Here is an 18,910-nt window from a genome sequence, read left to right on the forward strand (position 1 = left end):
ACGGGCATCCAAAAAGAGATAGGGCACTTCGCCCAGAGGACGCTCGCGCCAGGCCGCAAGCCCCTCGTCGAGCCTGGCGGCGGCACGGCTCACCTGGGCGGTGGAGAGCGAAATCTCCGGCCCCAGCAGGCGCTGCAGTACCTCGATCACCCGGCGGGTGGAGACCCCCTGGACGTACATCTCGGCCAGGGCCAGATGCACCGCCTGATCGGTGCGGGTGCCTTTTTCGAGGGCAGAAGGGTAGAAGTCGCCGCAACGCACCTGGGGCACCTGAAAGGTCAGCTCACCAAGGCGGGTGAGTACCGTCTTGGGTTTGTACCCGTTGGCGTAGTTGTCAGGTCCCGGACGATTGCATTGATCCACGACGTCGTGCATTATTCATAGGTCGCGAGGCGATGCGTGGGCTGCTCGATGAATTACAGGGGCAAAAGTCATGATGGTCCGACTGCACAAGAACGCCACCACGACCCCTGCGGCCCTGCGCACCATCCAAATCGAGTCTGCTGGTGCGCCGCCTTGCCCGGGAACTCAGGGTGTCGGAGGATGCCATTCGACGTCGCCGACGCTGAAGACCCCGAGCTTCTTGTGTTCGCTCATTGATGCAGCCTCTTTCGTCTGCGTACGATCCTCACCTTCGATGAACCGTACCAGGCGCTCGACATCGAGCATCGGTTGACCAAACCTCGCCGTCCGCAAACGAACGGCAGGGGCGAGCGCTTCAACGGACGCATCAGCGAGGTGCTTGCCACCCATCGCTTCGACAGCCGCAAAGCGCAGGAGGCGACGATTCAGCGCTACGTCTGGCTGTACAATCACCACATCCCTCAGGAGGCTCTGGGGCATGTCTCACCCATCGGAGCCATGAAAAGATGGTACGCGGAAAACGAGCAAAGCGAGTTCCAACGAAGTCAAAAACATGAAATTTGCATTAAAAATGCTACAGAATCGTCCGGGACCTGATATCTTTGTCCAGAAAATATCCTTCTATCCTGCGCGCCGAGCAGGACGGCAAGGTGAAGAAGATCGTCGCCAAACCGGGCGCGAGCCTGGCGGTGGACGAGGTGATCCTCGAATTCGAGTGATCCTCCTTCCCTGCAAAGGTAAAGAAAAGCCGGCCCCGAGAGGCCGGCCTTTTTCTGGGCGAAAAATCAGCGCGCCGCGGCGGCGATCGTCGCGTACGCCTCGATCACTTCCGGCGGGGCCTGGACGAGCTCGATGAGCACGCCTTCGCCGCTCACCGGGAATTCGTCGTTGCCTTTGGGGTGGATGAAGCAAATGTCGTAGCCGGCCGCGCCGCGGCGGATGCCGCCGGGGGCGAAACGCACGCCATGCGCCGAGAGCCATTCCACCGCCTTGGGCAGGTCGTCGACCCACAGGCCGACGTGGTTGAGCGGGGTGGCGTGCACCGCCGGTTTCTTCTCCGGATCGAGCGGCTGCATCAGGTCGACCTCGACCTTGAAGGGGCCCGCGCCCAGGGCGACGATGTCTTCATCCACGTTCTCGCGCTCGGAGCGGAAGGTGCCGGTCACCGGCAGGCCGAAGAGCTCGACCCACAGGCGGGCAAGCCGCGTCTTGTCGAGCGCGCCCAGCGCGATCTGCTGGATGCCGAGGATACGGAACGGGCGGGAGGAATCGTTCATGGGATGGTCTCGTGCGGTAGGGATGGGCAGGAATTTTACTCCCAGCGCACGGGGGCGGCGAAGAGGTAGCCCGCGCCATAGACCGTCTTGATGAGGCGCGGGTCGTGCGGATCGTCGCGCAGCTTGCGCCGCAGGCGCGAGATGCGCACGTCGATGCTGCGGTCGTACGATTCGACGGGGCGGTCCCCTACCAGGCGTTCGCGCGAGAGGATGCGGTTGGGATGGGCGAGGAAGAGCATCAGCAGCTGCGCTTCGGCGGTGGAGAGCCGCGTGCTGCCGCCTTGCGGATCGGTGAGGGTGTGGCTTGCCGGGTCATAGCGCCAGCCGGCGAAATGCGCGCAGCCCTCTTGCGATGCAGGGGTCGGGGCGGCGGTCTTCTGGTAGCGGCGCAGGATGGAGCGCACCCGGGCCACCAGCTCGCGCGGCTCGAAGGGTTTGATGAGATAGTCATCCGCCCCCAGCTCCAGCCCCAGCACGCGATCGGCCACGCCCGCGCGGCCGGTGAGGATGAGCACGGCGCAGGGGTGCAGGCGCTGCATCTCGGCGATCAACGCCAGGCCGTCCATGTCCGGCAGCCCCAGATCGACGATCGTCAGTTCCGGCGTGCGGGTGCGCACGGCGTCGAGCGCGGCGCGGCCGCTCGCGGCCACGTCGCAGGCAAAGCCGAATTCGCCCAGGCTGCGGCAGATGAGACGGGCGACGTCGGGATCGTCTTCGACGACGAGGAGGCGAGGCTCGGCGGTATTCATCGGGTCGTTCCGGCTCTGAGACGCTGCGCGGCGGCGAGCGCCTGGGCGAGTTGGGTCTGGGTACAGGGTTTGGGCAGGAATACGTAGGCATCCACCGGCGGGCCTTCGTCGTGGGCATAGCCCGTCACCAGCACGGCGGGCAGGGTCGGGCGCAGCGCACGGGCGCGGGCGATGAGGCTGCGGCCGTCGAGTTCGCCCGGCATGACCGCATCGGTGACGAGCAGCTCGATCTCCTCGACGTGCTCGAGCAGCTCCAGCGCCTCGTGCGCGTTGGCCGCCTCGAGCACGGTGTGTCCCAGCGCCATGAGCTGCTGGCGCAGGACGTGGCGCACCGGCAGTTCGTCTTCCACCAGCAGCACCATGCGGGGAATCGAGGGGGGTGCTTCATCGTCTTGCGCCTCGTCCGTTCCTCGGGCACCCTCCGCTGCCGGGGCCTGCGGCAGCGTGAAGGAGAAAGTGGTCCCGCGGCCGGGCTCGCTGTGCACCCGGATGTCGCCGCCCGACTGGCGCACGAAACCATAGACCATCGCCAGCCCCAGACCGCTGCCGCGGCCGAAGGGCTTGGTGGTATAGAACGGCTCGAAGACATGGGAAATCTGCTCGGCGGCGATGCCGCAGCCCGTGTCGGCGACCTCGAAACGCACGCACTGCCCCGCGTCGTCCGTCGTGTCCGGGCGGACGCGAATCGTGAGGGTCCCGCCGCGCTCGAGCATGGCATCGCGCGCGTTCAGGGCGAGGTTGAGGAGCGCGCTCTCGAGCTGGTGCGCGTCGGCATAGGCGTGGAGCGGCGTCTCGGGCAGGTCGAGCACGATGGCGATGGTCTCGCCCAGCGTGCGTTCGAGGATCACGCTCATGGAGCGCACCAGTTCGCCCACCTCGACCGCCTGCGGCGCGAGGGGCTGCGAACGCGCGAAGGTGAGCAGCCGCCGGATGAGGGCCACGCCGCGCGTGCTCGCCGCCAGCGCCGGTTCGAGATATTCGCGCGCGGCACTCGAGTCGCCCAGGTAGCGCTTGAGCCCTTCGAGGTTGCCGATGAGGGTGGTGAGCAGGTTGTTGAAGTCGTGCGCGAGCCCCCCCGTGAGCTGTCCGATCGCCTCCATCTTCTGCGCCTGGATGAGCGCGTTCTGGTGCGCCTTCTGCTCGGTGATGTCGATCGAGAGCACGAAGAAGCCCACGACCGTGCCCTGCCCGTCGCGCTCCGGCACCACGGTGCTGCGGGCGTGGACCGGACGGCCTTGGGCGTTGCGGCGGGCGTATTCGTAGCTGACGGTCTCACCGGCGTGGGCGCGCGCCAGCGGCGCTGCGATCTGGGCATAGGTGTCGGGGCCGGTGACTTCGGCCACGGTGCGCCCGACGATCTCGTCCTGTTCGAGGCCGAACCAGCGGGCATAGACCCGGTTGGCGAAGCGGTAGCGCTCGTCGGCGTCCAGATAGGCCACCATCGCCGGGATGGAATCGAGGATGAGGCGCAGGCGCTCTTCCGAGCGGCGCAGCGCCTCGGCGGTCTGGTCGAGCTCACGCTGGGCGGCGCGCAGTTCTTCGTTGGCTTGCGCGAGCGCCGCCGTGCGCTCGGCCACCCGGGCTTCCAGCGTCTGGTTCTGTTCCTCGATGAGCCGCTCGTAGCGGCGCTGCTCGGTGATGTCGGTCCACAGCGACACGAATCCGAGGTTGGGGATGGGCACGCCGCGCACCGCCAGAATGCGGCCGTTGGGGCGCTCGCGTTCGAAGTAGTGCGGCTGGAAGGCGCGCGCGGCCATCACCCGTTCGGCCACCAGACGCTCGATGTCTCCCTCGCCGTATTCGCCGCGCTCGGCGTTGAAGCGGGCGAAGGTCTCGAAAGGCGTGCCTTCATGGACCAGGTCTTCGGGGAAATCGAGCAGGCGCTGCATGGCGCGGTTCCAGGCCACCAGCTTGGGCGTGGCGTCGAACACGGCGATCGCCTGATCGAGCAGATCGAGCCCGGCGAGCAGCAGGTCGAGCCGGCGCCGGTCGCCGGGGCCGACGAGGCTGGAAACAGGCAGTTCCGGCAGGGCAGGGGGACGGGGCATCGCGCGAAAGGCCGTGTGCGTGTCGAGGATAATCCTACGCCGATCGCCGCGCTTTTGCCAAGCAGGAGCCGGGCGCTAGCGGTAGCGGGTGGGATCGGGCACGCCCGCTGCGGCGAACCCCTGGGCGCGGAGCCGACAGGCGTCGCAGCGGCCGCAGGCGCGCCCTTCCTCGTCCGCCTGATAGCAGGAGACGGTAAGCGCATAATCCACGCCCAGTTCCAGCCCCCGGCGGATGATCTCGGCTTTGGACAGGTGCATGAGCGGCGCGTGGACGCGGAAACGCGCGCCTTCCACCCCGGCCTTGGTGGCGACGTTGGCCAGCGCCTCGAAGGCGGCGATGAATTCCGGCCGGCAGTCGGGATAGCCGGAATAGTCGACGGCATTGACTCCGATGAAGAGATCGCGGGCCCCCAACACCTCGGCCCAGGCGAGCGCCACCGACAAGAGCACCGTGTTGCGCGCCGGCACGTAGGTGACAGGGATGCCCTCGGTCGGCGTCTCGGGCACGGCGATCGCTTCGTCCGTGAGCGCCGAGCCGCCAAAAACGCCCAGATCGACGCGGGCGACGCGATGTTCGACGGCGCCCAGCGCCCGGGCCACGCGCGCCGCGGCCGCGAGTTCCGCGTCGTGCCGCTGGCCGTAGGCCACCGACAGGGCATAGGGACGGTAGCCTTCGGCGCGGGCGATCGCCAGCACCGTGCTCGAATCGAGCCCGCCGGAGAGCAGCACCACGGCGTTTCGAGAGGAGACGTCCTTCATCGCGGGAATCCTTACGCAAAGAGAGGGACGCGACGGTGCTTCACTTGCCGCGCGCGTCGCCCCACAGAATCTTGTGCAGCTGCAGTTGGAATCGCACCGGCAGGCGGTCGGCCACGATCCAGTCGGCGAGCGTCGAGGGCGCCAGTTCCCCGGTCACCGGCGAGAAGAGCACCGTGGCGCGGCGGGCGAGACCGTGTCGCTCCAGGACGTCCTTGGCCCAGTCGTAGTCGGCGCGCCCGGCGAGCACGAACTTCACCTCGTCGTGCGGGCGCAGGTGGTCGAGGTTGTCCCACAGGTTCTTGTCGGCTTCGCCCGAGCCCGGCGCCTTGAGATCCATCACGCAGCGCACGCGAGGGTCGAGCCCCGCGATGGAGAGCGCCCCGCTCGTCTCCAGCGAGACGCGGTGGCCGGCGTCGGCGAGCGTCGCGAGCAATTCGCGGCAGGCCGCTTGTGCCAGCGGCTCGCCGCCGGTGACACACACTTCGGGCAAGCCCAGGTCCGAGACCCGGGCGAGGATCTCGTCGATCGTGAGGCGCTCGCCGCCGCTGAAAGCGTAGGCCGTGTCGCACCAGCGGCAGCGCAAGGGGCAGCCGGTGAGGCGAACGAAGACGGTGGGCACCCCCACCGTCGTCGATTCCCCCTGCAGGGAGGCGAAGATCTCGCTGACGCGCAGCCGCTTGCTTTCCTTCATCGCCCCAGGCGTTGGCGGGCGACCTGGCCCGCCGGGGTGTTGGGATAGCGTTCGACCAGGCGCTTGAGCATGTCGGTGGCGCCGACTTCGTCGCCCATGCCCTGCAGGGCGTTCGCCAGGCCCAGCATGGCGTCGGGCGCGAGCTCGTGCTTGGGCGTGTCGTAGACCACCCGGGCGAAATGGCGCCGCGCCGTCTCGTACTGCTTGAGCTGCAGCGCCGCCGTCCCGGCCCAGAAATGCGCCGCCGGCACCTGGGCGTCGTTGGGATACTGGCGCAGGAAGGTCTCGAAGGCCGCCAACGCATTCTTCGCATCGCGCGCCTGGAGCTTGGCGAGCGCCGCATCGAACTCCGCCTTGGCATTACCTGCCGGGGCGGACGCCGGCGCAGGCGCAGCGGGAGCCGTCGCGGACGGTGCCGCGGCCTGCGAGGGGGCAGACGCGGCGGCACCACCGCTGCTCAGCGCATTGAGCCGGGCATCGAGATCGAGGTAGAAATCCTTCTGCCGCTTCTCTAGCTGATCCAGCTTGTACTGCAGCTCTTCGATGCGTCCGGTGAGCCGGCGCACGTCCTCCTGCAGTCGCTCCATGTCGTTGCTTTGGCTCAGCTGCGAGCGCGCCATCGCATCGACGCGCTCGTTGAGCGTCTGCACCTGCAAGCGGAGGTCGGCGACGCCCTGGCGCGCCTCGTCGTCGGCGAAGAGGGCGAAAGCCGGCTGGCTCAGCGCGGCTGCGGCGAGCAGCACCCCCGTACGCCAGGAGAAGGGCTTGGGCATCGCGCGAGGCTCCGTCAGAATTCACCCGAATAGAGGATGTCGGCGCGGCGGTTCTGCGCGTAGCACTCTTCGGTCTTCTCGGTGCAGACGGGCTTTTCTTCGCCCAGGCTCACGGCTTCCACCTGATCTTCACGCGCCCCGAAGGTCACGAGGGCGTTTTTGACCGCCTCGGCCCGTTTCTGGCCGAGCGCCAGGTTGTATTCGCGGCTGCCGCGTTCGTCGGCATTACCCTGGATCAGGACTTTGAGATCGGGGTTCTGCGCCAGGAAGCGGCCGTGGGTCTGCACCAGCGACTGGAATTCCGGCTTGACGACGTAGCTGTCGAAGTCGAAGTAGATGCTGCGCTTGGACAGGGGGCTATTGGGGTCGCGCAGGGCGGCCAGCGCTTGGCTGCGCGAGCTCGGCGGCGTGACCGTTTTCACGGCGCCGGCGTTGCGGTCTTCGACCTTGCCCGCGCCTTCCTCGACCGAGCCGGTCGAGGAACAGGCAGAGAGGATGAGCCCAAGGCAGAGCACGGCAGGGGTGAGCAGCTTTTTCATGTGCATTTGGTTCATGTTCCTATGGATGGGTGGGAGACGAACGAACAAAAACGGGCTTAGCGCGGCAACGGCCCCCAGGCCGGTTCCCGCACGTCGGCCCCCTCGGCCGAGAGGCGCAGACGGACTTTGCCATCGGTCGAGACGGCGAAGAGGGAGCCTCTTCCGCCAGATTCTGAAGCATAGACGATCATGCGTCCGTTGGGCGCGAACGAAGGCGATTCGTCGCGCGACGAATCGGAAAGAATGAGCTGCTGTCGCGTCTGCAGGTCGAGCAGCGCCACCTGGTAACGCCCTTGGTTGCGCGTGACGAAGGTGAGCAGCTTGCCGTCGGACGAGACGTCGGGGCTGACGTTGTATTCGCCTTCGAAGGTGACGCGCTCGGCCGCGCCGCCGCTCGCCGGCATGCGGTAGATCTGGGGCGAGCCACCGCGGTCGGACGTGAAATAGAGGTAGCGGCCATCGGGCGAAAAGACCGGTTCGGTGTCGATGGCGCTGCTGCGCGACAGGCGCACCGGGGCCCCGCCGGAAACGGGGACGAGGTAGATCTGCGAGATGCCATCGCGCGTGAGGGCTACGGCGAGGTTCTGGCCGTCGGGGGAGAAGGCCGGCGCCGAGTTGGAGCCTTTGAAGTTCGCCACGGCGCGGCGCTGGCCGCTGGCGAGCTCGTGGACGTAGACCACGGGTTTCTTCGCCTCGAACGAGACGTAGGCCACCTTGGTACCGTCGGGACTCCATGCCGGAGAAATGATGGGTTCCTGCGAGATGAGTGCCGGCACGGAATTGCTGCCGTCGGCCTCGCTGATGCGCAGTTCGTAGCGGCTGCCCTGCTTCACCACGTAGGCGAGCCGTGAGGCGAAATAGCCGGGCACGCCGGTGAGTTTTTCATACACGAAGTCGGCGATGCGGTGCGCGGTGGCGCGCGTCTGCGAAGGGGTGAAACGGTAGAGGATGCCGCCGAGGTCGGCCTGGCGACGGGTGTCGAACACGCGCACCCTGACTTCATATTGACCTGCGCCGACCGGCGTGGCGGTGCCGGCGAGCACGGCATCGGCCCCGCGCTGGGCGAGGTTGGCGTAATCGGGAATCTGGTCCTCGGGCAGGCGCATCATGCCGACGTCGACGAGCTGGAAGATGCCGCTCTTGGCGAGATCCTGGCTCACGATCTGGGAAATGGGGGCGGGCAGCGACTCTTCGCCGGCCAGATAGGGGATGGCCACGGGAATGAGACGGCCGCCGGCGCCGGTGATTTCGACGGTGAGCTGGGCCCGCGCGGGAAGCGCGGCCAAGGCGGCGAGCGCCACCATGAAAGGAAGGAACCGATGGAAGGCTCGATGGGCGAGGCCGTGCATCGCGATCACGCTGGTGGTGGAAAGTGTGAAGTTTTGCACAAATTTTCTTTGGTGGCAACGCATTCCCATGCTCATTGCGCGAGCGGCCGCAGTTTGAGGGTGAGGGTGCGCTCGAAGAGCCGCTTGTCTTCGGGCAAAGGCAAGGGGCTGGAGCGTCGGATCGCGCGCTCGAGCGCGGCGTCGAGCGCCGCGTTGCCGGAGGATTGTACGAGGCGGACATTGACGACCGTCCCGTCCGGCAGCTGGTCGACGATGAATACCGCTTCCGGGTTTCCTTGTACACCCGGAGGGACGACGATGTTGCCGCGCACCTTGGCGCGGATCTGGTCGATGTAGGTGGCGCGGGCCTGCTCGGAGGGGCCGCTGGGGGCGCCGCCGGCCGCAGGGGCAGAGGCGCTGCTTGGCGCCTTCGCGGGCGTGGCGGGGTTGGTGGTCTGCTGCCGCAGGCGCGCCTCGGCGAGCTTGGTGAAATCGTCGAGCGGCGGTTCTTTCTTCGGCTCGGGTTTCTTCGGCTCGGGTTTCTTCGGCTCGGGTTTGGGCGGCTCTTTTTCCGGCTTGGGTGGCTCTTTCTTCGCCTCTTCCTTGGGCGGCTCTTTCTTGGGTTCGGGTTTTTTCGCCTCTTCCTTGAGGGCGATGTCGGGTTTGTCCGGGGCGGAAGGCTTGGGTTCGGGCTTGGGCGGCTCGGGCTTGGGCGGAGGCGCCGGCTTGGGAGGTTCCGGTTTCGGCTCGGGTTTCGGTTCCGGCTGCGGCTTGGGCGGCTCGGGGCGAGGTTCGGGCTTGGGTGGGGCGGGTTCCGGCTTGGGTTCAGGCTCGGGCTTGGGAGCCGGCTGCGGGCCTGGCGCGGGCTCCGGATTCTTGGCGAGCTGTGTGCGGGCGGCCTGCGGCGCGGCCACGAGGTCGACGAGCAAGGGTGAGGGCTCCCCGACCTTCCATTGCACCGAGAAGGCGATGAGGGCGAGGAGCAGCGCGTGCATGCCCAGCGCGAGGACCGCGGCGAGCAGCTTGCCCTGCTCGGGGCGGCGCGGCGGACGCACGGGCGAGCGGAGGAGAGGTTCTGCCATCGGAAGCCTCAGGGCGCGGTGGCGCCACCCGCCGGAGACTTGCGCGTACTGCTCGTCTGCAGGCTGATGCGGGTGTAGCCTTCATTGCGCAGCCGATCGAGCGTGTCCATGATTTTCTCGTAGGTTGCGCGACGATCGCCCGCCACGACGACGGCGAGGTTCGGGTCTTTCGCCTTGAGCGCCTGCAGCTCGCGCAGCAGCGTGAGCGCATCGACGTTCTTCTCGGGCGCGGCGGGGTTGGGCTTGAGCGCGAGGCTACCGTCGGCGTGCACGATCACGATCGCCGCTTCCGACGGCGGCGAGGGCAGGTTGCCCACCGTGGGCAGCTCCACGTTGCCCAGCTGGATCATGGGGGCGGTGACCATGAAGATCACCAGCAGCACCAGCATCACGTCGATGTAGGGCACGACGTTCATCTGGTTCATCAGCTTGCGTTTGGCCATGGGATGCCTCCGGCCTCAGCGCAGCTGCCGTTGCAGCAGGTTCGTCAGCTCTTCCATGAAGGTCTCGATGCGCACCGACAGGCGCTCGATGTCGTGGGTGAAGTGGTTGTAGGCCACGGCCGCGGGAATGGCGGCGAAAAGGCCGATCGCCGTGGCGATGAGCGCCTCCGCGATGCCCGGAGCGACGTGCGACAGCGTGGCCGAAGTCATGTTCGCCAGGCCGCGGAAGGAGTTCATGATCCCCCAGACGGTGCCGAGCAGCCCGATGTAGGGCGCCACCGACCCGGTGGAGGCGAGGAAAGCCAGATGCGCCTCCAGTTCGTCCATTTCGCGCTGGTAGGCGGCGCGCATGGCGCGGCGCACGCTCTCGAGCGCGGCGGCCGAGTCGAGCGAACGGCTGCGCTGGCGCAGGAACTCGCGCCAGGCGGCAAGGAAGACGAGTTCCATGGGGCCGGCGTGCTGTAGGCGCGACTCGGTGAGCCGGGCGAGCGTTTCCAGATCGCTGCCCTGCCAGAAGCTCGCCTCGAAGGCGTCGGTGCGCCGGCGCGCATCGCGGATCTGGAAGATCTTGCGGAAGATCCAGTACCACGACATGACCGACAGCAGCGCGAGGATCAGCATGATGAGCTGGACCGGCACGCTCGCCTGCAGGACCAGATGGGTAAACGACAGATCGGTGGTGACGTTCATGGTCGGCGAAAGGATGGGGGTCAGGAAAGGAAAAGCCGTGCGCGCACGGCGGCGGGAAGGGCGACCGGTCGGCCGCGCTGCAGATCGACGCAGGCCACGGTGACTTCGGCGTCGAAGAGCGGCAGATCGCCGCGCAGCAGGCGCTGGGCGAAGACGACGGTGGTGCGCGTGGCCGAGACGGCGCGCGTCTCCAGCCGCAGCAGGTCGTCGAGCCGCGCCGGATGCCGGTAATGCGCCTGCAGCCGGTGCACCACGAAGCCGATGCCGTGCTCGCGCATCAGTTCGTTTTGCGAAAATCCCAGCCCGCGCAGCAGCTCGGTGCGGCCGCGCTCGCAAAAGCGAAGATAATTGGCATAATAGACGAGGCCGGCGCAATCGGTGTCTTCGTAATAGACGCGGAGTTCGATCGCGTGGGACTCGGCAGGGGCGGAGGCGTCCATGGCCGGGCCATTATAGCGCATCCCTTGCCGAGTTCGACGCAGCGGGATACCGGGATTTGGGGTAGACTGGCAAACGCCCATACGATGGGGGGTGTGGTGATGGAGCACGAGCCCGACGATCCGTTTGCCTTCGAAGAGGACGCGCTAGCGGCCACGGCGCTCGCCGTCGAGGATCTCTTCCTGGGGCGAGACCCGGTTCAAGAGGTGGCCATGTACTGGGCTCGGGGCGACGAAGAGGCGGCCATCGCCACGCTCGAGCGCTTCCTTGCCGACAACGCCGCGTCGAAAGAGGCCTGGTGGGTCTTGTTCGACATGCTGCGCGCGCGCGGCGAGCGGCGCCGCTTCGAGGAGGCGGCGCTCGCTTACGCGCTGCGCTTCGACTGCTCCCCGCCAGCGCTCGCCCCGGCGGAAGAACGGATCCAGGCCGGGCCGCCGTTGCTGCTCCTGCCCGAGCGGCTCGATGCCGCAGCGATGTCTTCGCTGCAGGACAAGGCGCTGCGGCTGGCGAAAGTCAGCGGCTCGTTGCGTCTCGATGCCTCGCGCCTGCGCCTGATCGAACCGGCCGGCGCGGCGCTCTTTCTTGCCCTGATGAAAAAGCTCATCGACAAGGGGGTGCGGTTTCAGTGGCGTCGTCTCGACCTCGCCCTGAGCGCGATCGAGCGGGCGAGGTCCGCTGCGGCGGACGACCGGGCGCTGTGGGAGCTGGAGATCGTGTGGCGCACCGCCGCCGGCCAGTTGGACCGGGCCGAAGCGCTGGTGCTCGCGTTTGCCGAAACCTTCGAGGCGATTCCGCCGGTCTGGATGTCCGAGCCGGAGCGCGTCGGCTGTGAGACGGCGACGCAGCCGGAGGCGGAGCGAGAGAGCGCGCCGGCGTGCGGCGACCTGGTGCTCGAAGGGGATCTGGATGAGCGCTCCATCGGCGAAGTCGTCCAGGAAATCCTCGCCTTCGCCCGCGACCATGACTTGATCGTCCTCGACTGCGACGCGCTGCGCCGGGTCGATTTCGTGGCCGCCGGCATGCTCTACAATGCCTTCGCCGCGCTCAAGGGGCAGGGCAAGCAGGTGATCCTGCGCAACGTCAGCCAGGTGGTGAATGCCCTCTTCCAGGTGCTGAGCATGGAGCAGGTCGCCACCATCCAGACGAAAACCTACTAGCAACGAAGGAATTTCATGGAATCCTATCACGGCACCACCATCCTGTCGGTGCGCCGCGGCGCTTCGGTGGCGCTGGGCGGCGACGGTCAGGTCACTTTGGGCAACGTGGTCGTCAAGGCCACGGCGCGCAAGGTGCGCACGCTCTATCACGGCAAGGTGCTGGCCGGGTTTGCCGGCGCCACGGCCGATGCCTTCACCCTCTTCGAACGCTTCGAGGCCAAGCTCGAGAAGCACCAGGGGCACCTGCTGCGCGCGGCGGTCGAGCTCGCCAAGGACTGGCGCACCGACCGCATGCTGCGCCGGCTGGAGGCCATGCTCGCCGTGGCCGACCGGGAGCATTCGCTCATCCTCACCGGCAACGGCGACGTGCTCGAACCCGAGGAAGGGATCGTCGCCATCGGCTCGGGCGGGGCCTATGCCCAGGCCGCGGCCCAGGCGCTGCTGCGCCACACCCAGTTGCCGCCGCGCGACATCGTCGCCGAATCGCTGCGCATCGCCGGCGACCTGTGCATCTACACCAATCAAAACCACGTCATCGAGGTGCTGGAATGACGCCGCTCACCTGCCGCGAGATCGTCTCGGAACTGGACAAATACATCGTCGGCCAGCACGAGGCCAAGCGCGCCGTGGCCGTGGCGCTGAGAAACCGCTGGCGCCGCGCCCAGGTGCCCGAGCCGCTGCGCCACGAGATCACCCCCAAGAACATCCTCATGATCGGCCCCACCGGCGTGGGCAAGACCGAGATCGCGCGGCGGCTGGCGCGCCTCGCCAACGCGCCTTTCATCAAGATCGAGGCGACGAAATTCACCGAGGTCGGCTACGTCGGGCGCGACGTCGACACCATCATCCGCGATCTGGCCGAGATCGCCATGAAAGAGGCCAAGGAACGGGCCATGCGCCGGGTGCGCGACCGGGCGCGCGACGCGGCCGAGGACCGCATCCTCGACGTCCTGCTGCCGCCGGCGCGCTCCTTCGGCGAGGAGCCCGCACCCGCCGAGAGCGCCACGCGGCAGAAATTCCGCAAAATGCTGCGCGAAGGCCAGCTCGACGAGAAAGAGATCGAGATCGAACTCACCGCCCCCGCCCTGCGTGCCGAGATCTTCGGCCCGCCCGGCATGGAAGAGCTCACGCAGCAGCTGCAGGGGCTGTTCCAGAACCTGGGCAGCGGCAAGCGGCGCACGCGCAAGATGCGGGTGCGCGAGGCGATGGAGGCGCTCACCGAGGAAGAGGCGGCCAAGCTCGTCGACGACGAGGAGCTCAAGCAGGAAGCGCTCCAGGCGGTGGAGCAGAACGGCATCGTCTTTCTCGACGAGATCGACAAGATCGCCGCGCGTCAGGAAACTTCCGGCGCCGACGTCTCGCGCCAGGGGGTGCAGCGCGACCTGCTGCCGCTGGTGGAAGGCACCACCGTGGCCACCAAGTACGGTATGGTGCGCACCGATCACATCCTCTTCATCGCTTCGGGCGCGTTCCACCTGAGCAAGCCGAGCGACCTCATCCCCGAGCTGCAGGGCCGCTTCCCCATCCGGGTCGAGCTCGACAGCCTCACGGTGGACGACTTCGTGCGCATCCTCACCGAGACCGAGGCGAGCCTGGTGGAGCAGTACCGGGCGCTGCTGGCCACCGACGGGGTGGAACTCGAATTCTCCCCCGACGGTGTGCGGCGGATTGCCGAGATCGCCTGGGCAGTGAACGAGCGCGTCGAGAACATCGGCGCGCGGCGCCTCTACACCGTGATGGAGAAACTGCTCGAAGAGGTCTCCTTCCGCGCCGGCGGCGAGCCGCTGCCGCGCGTGCTGATCGATGCGGCCTACGTCGACGGGCGGCTGGCCGATCTGGCCGGCGACGAGGATCTCGCCCGCTACGTGCTCTGAGGCGCGGCCGTGCTCGCCCAGCGCCTCGTCGAGATCCTCTTTCCCCTCTTCGCCCTGGTGGCGCTGGGTTACGTCATCGGCAAGCGCCACCGCCCCGAGCTCTCGGGGGCGAACCGGCTCAACATGGACGTCTTCACGCCGGCGCTCGTCTTCGCCGCGCTCGCCGGCCGGCAGGTCGACGTCCTTGCCTATCTGCCGCTCGTGCTCGCCGCCCTCGTGCTCGTGCTCGGCTCGGGGGCGCTCGGCTGGTGGCTCGCGCATCGCCTGCAGGAGGACCCGCGCACGCTCGCACCGCCGATGATGTTCAACAACTGCGGCAACCTCGGCCTGCCGCTCGCGCTGCTCACCTTCGGCGAGCAGGCCCTGGCGCCGATGGTGGTGCTCTTCATCGTCAGCAACCTGCTGCACTTCAGCCTGGGCGTGTGGTTGCTCGATCGCCGCGCCCGCCTCTCCCATCTCTGGCGCGTGCCCTCGGTGCTCGCCGCCGTCGCCGGGCTCGCCGTGGGCGCGGCCGGCTGGACGGTGTGGCCGCCGCTACTCACCACCCTCAAGATGCTGGGCGACATCTCCATTCCGCTCATGCTCTTCGGCCTGGGCGTGCGTCTGGCCGAAACCCCCATCCGCGCCTGGCGCCTGGGCGTTATCGTCGCCCTGGCCCGCCCCTTGTCGGGCATGGCGCTTGCCGCGGCGATGATCGGCCTCTACCAGTTGATGGACGGCGCCTGGCGCCTCGAGCCTCTCCAGGCGGCGCTGCTGCTGCTCTTCGGCGCCCTGCCGCCGGCGGTGCTCAACTACCTCTTCGCCGAGCGCTACGGCCAGGAGCCGGACAAGGTCGCCTCCATCGTGCTGGTGGGCAACCTCGCCTCTGTGGCGTTTTTACCACTGGCGCTGGCGGCGGTGCTGGCGAGCTAAGAATTCAGGGGATACCCCGATCAATCTTTGTTTTTTCGGGGAATTTCGAGTGTGAAGTAGGCCGCCCTTTGACATTCGATACGGAATTTTTCCCGACTTGCCCCCTTTTGTCCGCTTTTCGCCGCCTCATGCCCTGCTGTTCAGGTGTGGACCCTGGCCTATTTCGGCTGAAGCGTGAATGTCTTGACGCACTCGGTGCTGGCGGCGAAGGCGTGCGCCAGGATGCGGTAGAGGTCGGCATCGAACCGGCGGGGGCGCTCGAGGGCGGCGGCGAGTTCTTCGGGCGTGGGTTCGTGGTCGAAGCGTGTGAGGAGGCACCAGCGGTCGGCGACGATCGTCATGCGGCGTTCGCGCTCGGGGTCGTATTCGGTGAGGCGCACCGCGGCGGCGTAGGGCCAGGGTCGAGGCGGAAGGGCGGCGAGCGCGGCGCGAAGGCGCGCGTCGTGCACTTCGGGCGGTTCCTTGCCAGCGCAGGCGCCGAGGCATTGTTTCATCTGATGCGCGAGGCAGGGGCCGCGGCGCATGGGTTCCAGCCCCAGGCGTTGCGGGCAGAGGGCGTGGGCGCGGGCGATCTGGCGTAGGGCCTTTTCCGCGTGCTTGCGCTCGGGGAAAAGGCCGTGGACGCGGCCGAGCCACTCGGCCGGGTCGGTGCCGGCGAGGTTGCGGTAGCCGACCACGGGGCCGCGCGGCCTGGGTTCGGGGAGCGGTTCGATGGCCCAGGCGCCGCGCGCGCGCAGCTGCCGGTTGTAGAGGGGCTGCAGTTGCTTGACGAGCTCGGCTTCGAGCAGCAGCGCTTCGAGCTCGCCGGCGGTTTCGAGCCAGTCGAGGCGTCGGACCTGCCGGACGATCTCGGCTTCCGTGCCGTGGTGCTGCGCCTGGGAGAAGTGGTCGAGCACGCGGCTTCGCAGGCGTTTGCTCTTGCCGAGGTAGAGCGGCAGGTCGTTTTCTCCGTACATGAGGTAGACGCCGGGCACGTCCGGCAGGGACTCGAGTACGCCGTCGGCGAGCCCCGGCGGGCGGCTGGGCCACTGCATGGCCTTGCGCTTGGCGAGGAGCAGCGTTTCCGGAGGGAATTCGCGCCGCACGAGGTCGAGGAATTGGGCGAGCACTTCGACGTCGCCCATGGCGCGGTGGCGGGCGGTGCAGATGAATCCGTGGCGCTCGATCAGGCTGTCGAGGCCGTGTTTGTGGTATTGCGGGTAGAGGGCGCGCGAGAGTTTGACGGTGCACAGCACCGGGGATTCGAAGGTGAGCCCGCAGCGGCGAAAGGCCTGGCGCAGGAAGCCGTAGTCGAAGCGGGCGTTGTGGGCGACGAGCACGGCGTCGGCGAGCCGCGGCAGCAGTTCGGGGGCGAGCGACTCGAAAGGGGGGGCGTCGGCGACCATGGCGTTGGTGATGCCGACGAGCCGCTCGATGAGGGGGGGGATGGGGACGTCGGGGCGCACGAGGCTTTGCCAGCGATCGACGAGGCGGCCGCCTTCGAAGCGCAGCAGCGCGATCTCGGTGATGCGGTCGCGCTCGGGGTGCGCGCCGGTGGTTTCCAGGTCGAGGAGGACGTAGCGCTCGGCAAGCGGGGCGGCGGTCGCGACGTCTTCGGGCATGAGTTCAGGCGTGATGGGCGGAGTCGGCGTCGTAATAATAGGGATACGTTGGAACCTCGGCGCGGCGGAATTGTTCCGTGAGCTCGGGGTCCTGCGGTTTGTCCCACCACAGCGCCCGGCCTTTGCGGCGCTCTTCGAGCTGCTCGGGGTGCTTGGCGAGCCAGTCGCGGATGAACTTGGTGTGTTCGGATTCGTACATGACGGTACTCCTTCAGGCGAGGGCGCGGCGCCAAACGGTGCCGCTGGGAGTGTCTTCGATCTGGATGCCGGCGCGCTTGAGCTCGTCGCGGATGGCGTCGGCCCGGGCGAAGTCGCGGTCGCGACGGGCGGCGGCGCGTTCGGCGATCAGCGCTTCGATGCGTTCTTCGCTGAGCGTTTCTTCCCCTTGGGCGGGCAGGCGCTGACGCCAGGACTGCGGCGTGTCGGCGAGTAGCCCCAGGAGCTCGGCGGCGGCGAGGAATTCGCGCTTGCGCTCGGGGGTCGGGTCTTTGCGCAGCTGCGCGGCGGCTTCGTGCAAGAGCGCCAGCGCCTGGGGGGTGTTGAGGTCGTCGGCGAGCGCGGCGACGAATTCGGGCGCGGCGCCGAGCCCGTGCGGCAGCGCTTCGGGCACGAGTGCGGCCCGCCGCTCGGGGGAGAGCTCTAGGCGCTCGGCCGCGGCCTGGGGGTTGAGCGGGGCAGCGGGGACGGATTCGGTGAGCGCGAGCGTGGTGTAGAGCCGGTCGAGCGCGTGCAGCGACTGTTCCAGCAACTCGGGGGTGAAGTCGAGCGGTTTACGGTAGTGGCCGGAGAGGAGGGCGTAGCGCAGCACTTCGCCGGGATAGCGCGCCAGCAGCTCGCGCACGGTGCGGAAGTTGCCCAGCGACTTGGACATCTTCTCGCCGTGAATGGTGAGGTAGCCGTTGTGCACCCAGTAGCGGGCGTAGGTGAGCCCGCCGTGGGCGCAGGTGCCTTGGGCGATCTCGTTTTCGTGGTGGGGGAAGATGAGGTCCTGCCCGCCGCCGTGGATGTCGATGGTCTGGCCCAGGTGGGTCTCGATCATGGCGGTGCATTCGATGTGCCAGCCGGGACGGCCGCGGCCCCAGGGGCTATCCCAGCCGGGGAGTTCGGGCGGGGAGGGTTTCCACAGCACGAAGTCGGCCGGGTCGCGCTTGTAGGGGGCGGGTTCGACGCGGGCGCCGGCGATGAGCTCGTCGCGCTTGCGCTTGGAGAGGATGCCGTAGTGGGGGTCGGAGGGGACGTGGAAGAGCACGTGCTCTTCGGCGACGTAGGCGTGGCCGCGGGCGATGAGCCGCTCGATGAGGGCGATGATCTGGGGGATGTGGTCGGTGGCGTAGGGCTCGACCGTGGGCGGGAGCGCGTTGAGCTGGGCGATGTCTTCGTGGAAGGCGCGGGCGTAGCGCTCGGCGAGCTCCCGGATGGGCACACCTTCGGCCTGGGCCGCGGCGTTGATCTTGTCGTCGATGTCGGTGATGTTGCGGGCGTAGACGACCTGGGGGTAGCAGAGCCGCAGCAGGCGGAAGAGGGTGTCGAAGACGACCACCGGCCGGGCGTTGCCGATGTGGATGTAGTTGTAGACCGTGGGGCCGCAGACGTACATCGTCACCCGGGCGGGGTCGAGCGGCTCGAAGCGGCGCTTGTCTTGCGTGAGCGTGTCGTGCAGGAATAGCTCCAACGGTTTCTCCGGCGGTGGTCGGGAACGAAAGCGGGAGGGGGGTTCAGCCGCCTTGCAGCTTTTCCAGGCGCTCGTGCCGTTCCTGCGCTTCGAGGCAGAGGGTGGCGGTGGGGCGGGCGAGCAGGCGCTTCAGGCCGATGGGTTCGCCCGTTTCTTCGCACCAGCCGTAGGTGCCTTTTTCGATACGCTCGAGCGCTTCGTCGATCTTCTTCATGAGCTTGCGTTCGCGGTCGCGCACGCGCAGCTCGAGCGCCTGCTCTTCCTCGATGGTGGCGCGGTCGGTCCAGTCGGGGGTGACTTCGTTTTCCTGCTGGAGGTATTGCGTGGTCTCGGCGGCTTTTTCCAGCAGCTTTCGCTTTTCTTCGAGCAGCAGCTTCTTGAAGAACTTGAGCTGGCGCGGGGACATGTAGTCCTCTTCGGGCATGGCCAGCAGCTCCTCCACCGTGGGGATGTCGTCGTCTTCGAGGGTTTCTTGCGTCATGTTGGTCGTGTTCATCGTTCCTCTCCGGTGTGC

General features: G+C 67.8%; 20 protein-coding genes and 2 pseudogenes. 5 read left to right on the top strand and 17 right to left on the bottom strand.

The features are described 5' to 3' along the window. Nucleotides 1-333: pseudogene (locus tag ASC37_RS00005) on the bottom strand (transposase); the annotation flags it as partial. Between the two features lie 300 nt (nt 334-633). On the opposite strand from ASC37_RS00005, the pseudogene ASC37_RS11410 reads away from it, so the two are divergent. Continuing rightward, a pseudogene (locus tag ASC37_RS11410) lies at nt 634-960 on the top strand (integrase core domain-containing protein); the annotation flags it as partial. A 188-nt stretch (nt 961-1,148) separates the two neighbouring features. Here the strand turns inward: ASC37_RS11410 and ASC37_RS00015 are convergent. The 12 genes from ASC37_RS00015 to ybgC form a co-directional block, all read right to left on the bottom strand. Continuing rightward, nucleotides 1,149-1,640, bottom strand: coding sequence for a VOC family protein (locus ASC37_RS00015; protein WP_055422410.1), 492 nt, complete (start codon nt 1,638-1,640; stop codon nt 1,149-1,151). 35 nt (nt 1,641-1,675) lie between these two features. Beyond that, a complete protein-coding gene (locus ASC37_RS00020; RefSeq protein ID WP_055422411.1) occupies nt 1,676-2,389 on the bottom strand; it encodes a response regulator transcription factor in 714 nt (237 codons plus the stop codon). Next, complete coding sequence (locus ASC37_RS00025) at nt 2,386-4,437, bottom strand: hybrid sensor histidine kinase/response regulator (RefSeq protein WP_055422412.1); 2,052 nt, start codon at nt 4,435-4,437, stop codon at nt 2,386-2,388. Before ASC37_RS00025 ends, ASC37_RS00020 begins: the two co-directional genes overlap by 4 nt. 75 nt (nt 4,438-4,512) lie before the next feature. Next, nucleotides 4,513-5,196, bottom strand: coding sequence for a 7-cyano-7-deazaguanine synthase QueC (queC, locus tag ASC37_RS00030; RefSeq protein ID WP_055422413.1), 684 nt, complete (start codon nt 5,194-5,196; stop codon nt 4,513-4,515). 40 nt (nt 5,197-5,236) lie between these two features. Continuing rightward, nucleotides 5,237-5,887, bottom strand: a complete 651-nt coding sequence (gene queE, locus ASC37_RS00035; protein WP_055422414.1) for a 7-carboxy-7-deazaguanine synthase QueE — start codon at nt 5,885-5,887, stop codon at nt 5,237-5,239. Then, nucleotides 5,884-6,660, bottom strand: coding sequence for a tol-pal system protein YbgF (gene ybgF, locus ASC37_RS00040; RefSeq protein ID WP_055422415.1), 777 nt, complete (start codon nt 6,658-6,660; stop codon nt 5,884-5,886). The genes queE and ybgF overlap by 4 nt, the downstream gene beginning before the upstream one ends. A gap of 14 nt (nt 6,661-6,674) precedes the next feature. After that, nucleotides 6,675-7,199: a peptidoglycan-associated lipoprotein Pal gene (pal, locus tag ASC37_RS00045; protein WP_055422714.1), complete on the bottom strand. Its 525-nt coding sequence runs from the start codon at nt 7,197-7,199 to the stop codon at nt 6,675-6,677. Nucleotides 7,200-7,255: 56 nt separating this feature from the next. Continuing rightward, entirely contained in the window at nt 7,256-8,548 is a 1,293-nt protein-coding gene (tolB, locus tag ASC37_RS00050) for a Tol-Pal system beta propeller repeat protein TolB (protein ID WP_055422715.1), read from the bottom strand. Between the two features lie 71 nt (nt 8,549-8,619). Continuing rightward, nucleotides 8,620-9,609: an energy transducer TonB gene (locus tag ASC37_RS00055; protein WP_055422416.1), complete on the bottom strand. Its 990-nt coding sequence runs from the start codon at nt 9,607-9,609 to the stop codon at nt 8,620-8,622. An 8-nt stretch (nt 9,610-9,617) separates the two neighbouring features. Beyond that, entirely contained in the window at nt 9,618-10,052 is a 435-nt protein-coding gene (locus ASC37_RS00060; RefSeq protein ID WP_055422417.1) for an ExbD/TolR family protein, read from the bottom strand. Nucleotides 10,053-10,067: 15 nt separating this feature from the next. After that, nucleotides 10,068-10,742, bottom strand: a complete 675-nt coding sequence (gene tolQ, locus ASC37_RS00065; protein WP_055422418.1) for a protein TolQ — start codon at nt 10,740-10,742, stop codon at nt 10,068-10,070. Nucleotides 10,743-10,762: 20 nt separating this feature from the next. After that, on the bottom strand, nt 10,763-11,182 hold the full coding sequence (gene ybgC / locus ASC37_RS00070) for a tol-pal system-associated acyl-CoA thioesterase (RefSeq protein WP_088178242.1): 420 nt from the start codon (nt 11,180-11,182) through the stop codon (nt 10,763-10,765). 99 nt (nt 11,183-11,281) lie between these two features. Here ybgC and ASC37_RS00075 point away from each other — a divergent pair, with 99 nt between their 5' ends. The 4 genes from ASC37_RS00075 to ASC37_RS00090 are packed head-to-tail and all read left to right on the top strand — an operon-like array spanning nt 11,282 to nt 15,123. After that, nucleotides 11,282-12,337 carry an STAS domain-containing protein gene (locus ASC37_RS00075; RefSeq protein ID WP_055422420.1) on the top strand — a complete coding sequence of 352 codons (1,056 nt, stop codon included), beginning with the start codon at nt 11,282-11,284 and terminating at the stop codon, nt 12,335-12,337. 15 nt (nt 12,338-12,352) lie between these two features. Beyond that, complete coding sequence (gene hslV / locus ASC37_RS00080) at nt 12,353-12,889, top strand: ATP-dependent protease subunit HslV (protein WP_055422421.1); 537 nt, start codon at nt 12,353-12,355, stop codon at nt 12,887-12,889. Next, nucleotides 12,886-14,211 (top strand): ATP-dependent protease ATPase subunit HslU, encoded by a 1,326-nt coding sequence (gene hslU / locus ASC37_RS00085; RefSeq protein WP_055422422.1) that lies wholly within the window; start codon nt 12,886-12,888, stop codon nt 14,209-14,211. The genes hslV and hslU overlap by 4 nt, the downstream gene beginning before the upstream one ends. Before the next feature lie 9 nt (nt 14,212-14,220). After that, complete coding sequence (locus tag ASC37_RS00090; RefSeq protein WP_055422423.1) at nt 14,221-15,123, top strand: AEC family transporter; 903 nt, start codon at nt 14,221-14,223, stop codon at nt 15,121-15,123. A gap of 158 nt (nt 15,124-15,281) precedes the next feature. Here the strand turns inward: ASC37_RS00090 and ASC37_RS00095 are convergent, their stop codons facing one another. From ASC37_RS00095 to dksA, 4 genes are read right to left on the bottom strand one after another with little or no spacing between them, the layout of a single operon-like run. Then, nucleotides 15,282-16,724 (bottom strand): exonuclease domain-containing protein, encoded by a 1,443-nt coding sequence (locus ASC37_RS00095; RefSeq protein ID WP_055422424.1) that lies wholly within the window; start codon nt 16,722-16,724, stop codon nt 15,282-15,284. Between the two features lie 4 nt (nt 16,725-16,728). Continuing rightward, a complete protein-coding gene (locus tag ASC37_RS00100) occupies nt 16,729-16,923 on the bottom strand; it encodes a DUF3460 family protein (protein WP_037989220.1) in 195 nt (64 codons plus the stop codon). 12 nt (nt 16,924-16,935) lie between these two features. After that, a complete protein-coding gene (cysS, locus tag ASC37_RS00105; protein ID WP_055422425.1) occupies nt 16,936-18,396 on the bottom strand; it encodes a cysteine--tRNA ligase in 1,461 nt (486 codons plus the stop codon). A 43-nt stretch (nt 18,397-18,439) separates the two neighbouring features. Next, on the bottom strand, nt 18,440-18,892 hold the full coding sequence (dksA, locus tag ASC37_RS00110; RefSeq protein WP_072247866.1) for an RNA polymerase-binding protein DksA: 453 nt from the start codon (nt 18,890-18,892) through the stop codon (nt 18,440-18,442). Between the last annotated feature and the right edge of the window lie 18 nt (nt 18,893-18,910).

Origin of the sequence: Tepidiphilus thermophilus (assembly GCF_001418245.1) — a bacterium.
GTDB lineage: Bacteria > Pseudomonadota > Gammaproteobacteria > Burkholderiales > Rhodocyclaceae > Tepidiphilus > Tepidiphilus succinatimandens.

Excerpts from the sequence above, each read along its gene's own strand:
- ASC37_RS00020 (WP_055422411.1), bottom strand. The coding sequence starts at position 2,389 with ATGAATACCGCCGAGCCTCGCCTCCTCGTCGTCGAAGACGATCCCGAC.
- ASC37_RS00075 (WP_055422420.1), top strand. The coding sequence starts at position 11,282 with ATGGAGCACGAGCCCGACGATCCGTTTGCCTTCGAAGAGGACGCGCTA.
- ybgC (WP_088178242.1), bottom strand. The coding sequence starts at position 11,182 with ATGGACGCCTCCGCCCCTGCCGAGTCCCACGCGATCGAACTCCGCGTC.
- queC (WP_055422413.1), bottom strand. The coding sequence starts at position 5,196 with ATGAAGGACGTCTCCTCTCGAAACGCCGTGGTGCTGCTCTCCGGCGGG.
- queE (WP_055422414.1), bottom strand. The coding sequence starts at position 5,887 with ATGAAGGAAAGCAAGCGGCTGCGCGTCAGCGAGATCTTCGCCTCCCTG.
- tolB (WP_055422715.1), bottom strand. The coding sequence starts at position 8,548 with ATGCACGGCCTCGCCCATCGAGCCTTCCATCGGTTCCTTCCTTTCATG.
- dksA (WP_072247866.1), bottom strand. The coding sequence starts at position 18,892 with ATGAACACGACCAACATGACGCAAGAAACCCTCGAAGACGACGACATC.
- tolQ (WP_055422418.1), bottom strand. The coding sequence starts at position 10,742 with ATGAACGTCACCACCGATCTGTCGTTTACCCATCTGGTCCTGCAGGCG.
- ASC37_RS00100 (WP_037989220.1), bottom strand. The coding sequence starts at position 16,923 with ATGTACGAATCCGAACACACCAAGTTCATCCGCGACTGGCTCGCCAAG.
- ASC37_RS00060 (WP_055422417.1), bottom strand. The coding sequence starts at position 10,052 with ATGGCCAAACGCAAGCTGATGAACCAGATGAACGTCGTGCCCTACATC.
- hslU (WP_055422422.1), top strand. The coding sequence starts at position 12,886 with ATGACGCCGCTCACCTGCCGCGAGATCGTCTCGGAACTGGACAAATAC.
- pal (WP_055422714.1), bottom strand. The coding sequence starts at position 7,199 with ATGAAAAAGCTGCTCACCCCTGCCGTGCTCTGCCTTGGGCTCATCCTC.
- hslV (WP_055422421.1), top strand. The coding sequence starts at position 12,353 with ATGGAATCCTATCACGGCACCACCATCCTGTCGGTGCGCCGCGGCGCT.
- ASC37_RS00055 (WP_055422416.1), bottom strand. The coding sequence starts at position 9,609 with ATGGCAGAACCTCTCCTCCGCTCGCCCGTGCGTCCGCCGCGCCGCCCC.
- ASC37_RS00025 (WP_055422412.1), bottom strand. The coding sequence starts at position 4,437 with ATGCCCCGTCCCCCTGCCCTGCCGGAACTGCCTGTTTCCAGCCTCGTC.
- ASC37_RS00095 (WP_055422424.1), bottom strand. The coding sequence starts at position 16,724 with ATGCCCGAAGACGTCGCGACCGCCGCCCCGCTTGCCGAGCGCTACGTC.
- ASC37_RS00015 (WP_055422410.1), bottom strand. The coding sequence starts at position 1,640 with ATGAACGATTCCTCCCGCCCGTTCCGTATCCTCGGCATCCAGCAGATC.
- ybgF (WP_055422415.1), bottom strand. The coding sequence starts at position 6,660 with ATGCCCAAGCCCTTCTCCTGGCGTACGGGGGTGCTGCTCGCCGCAGCC.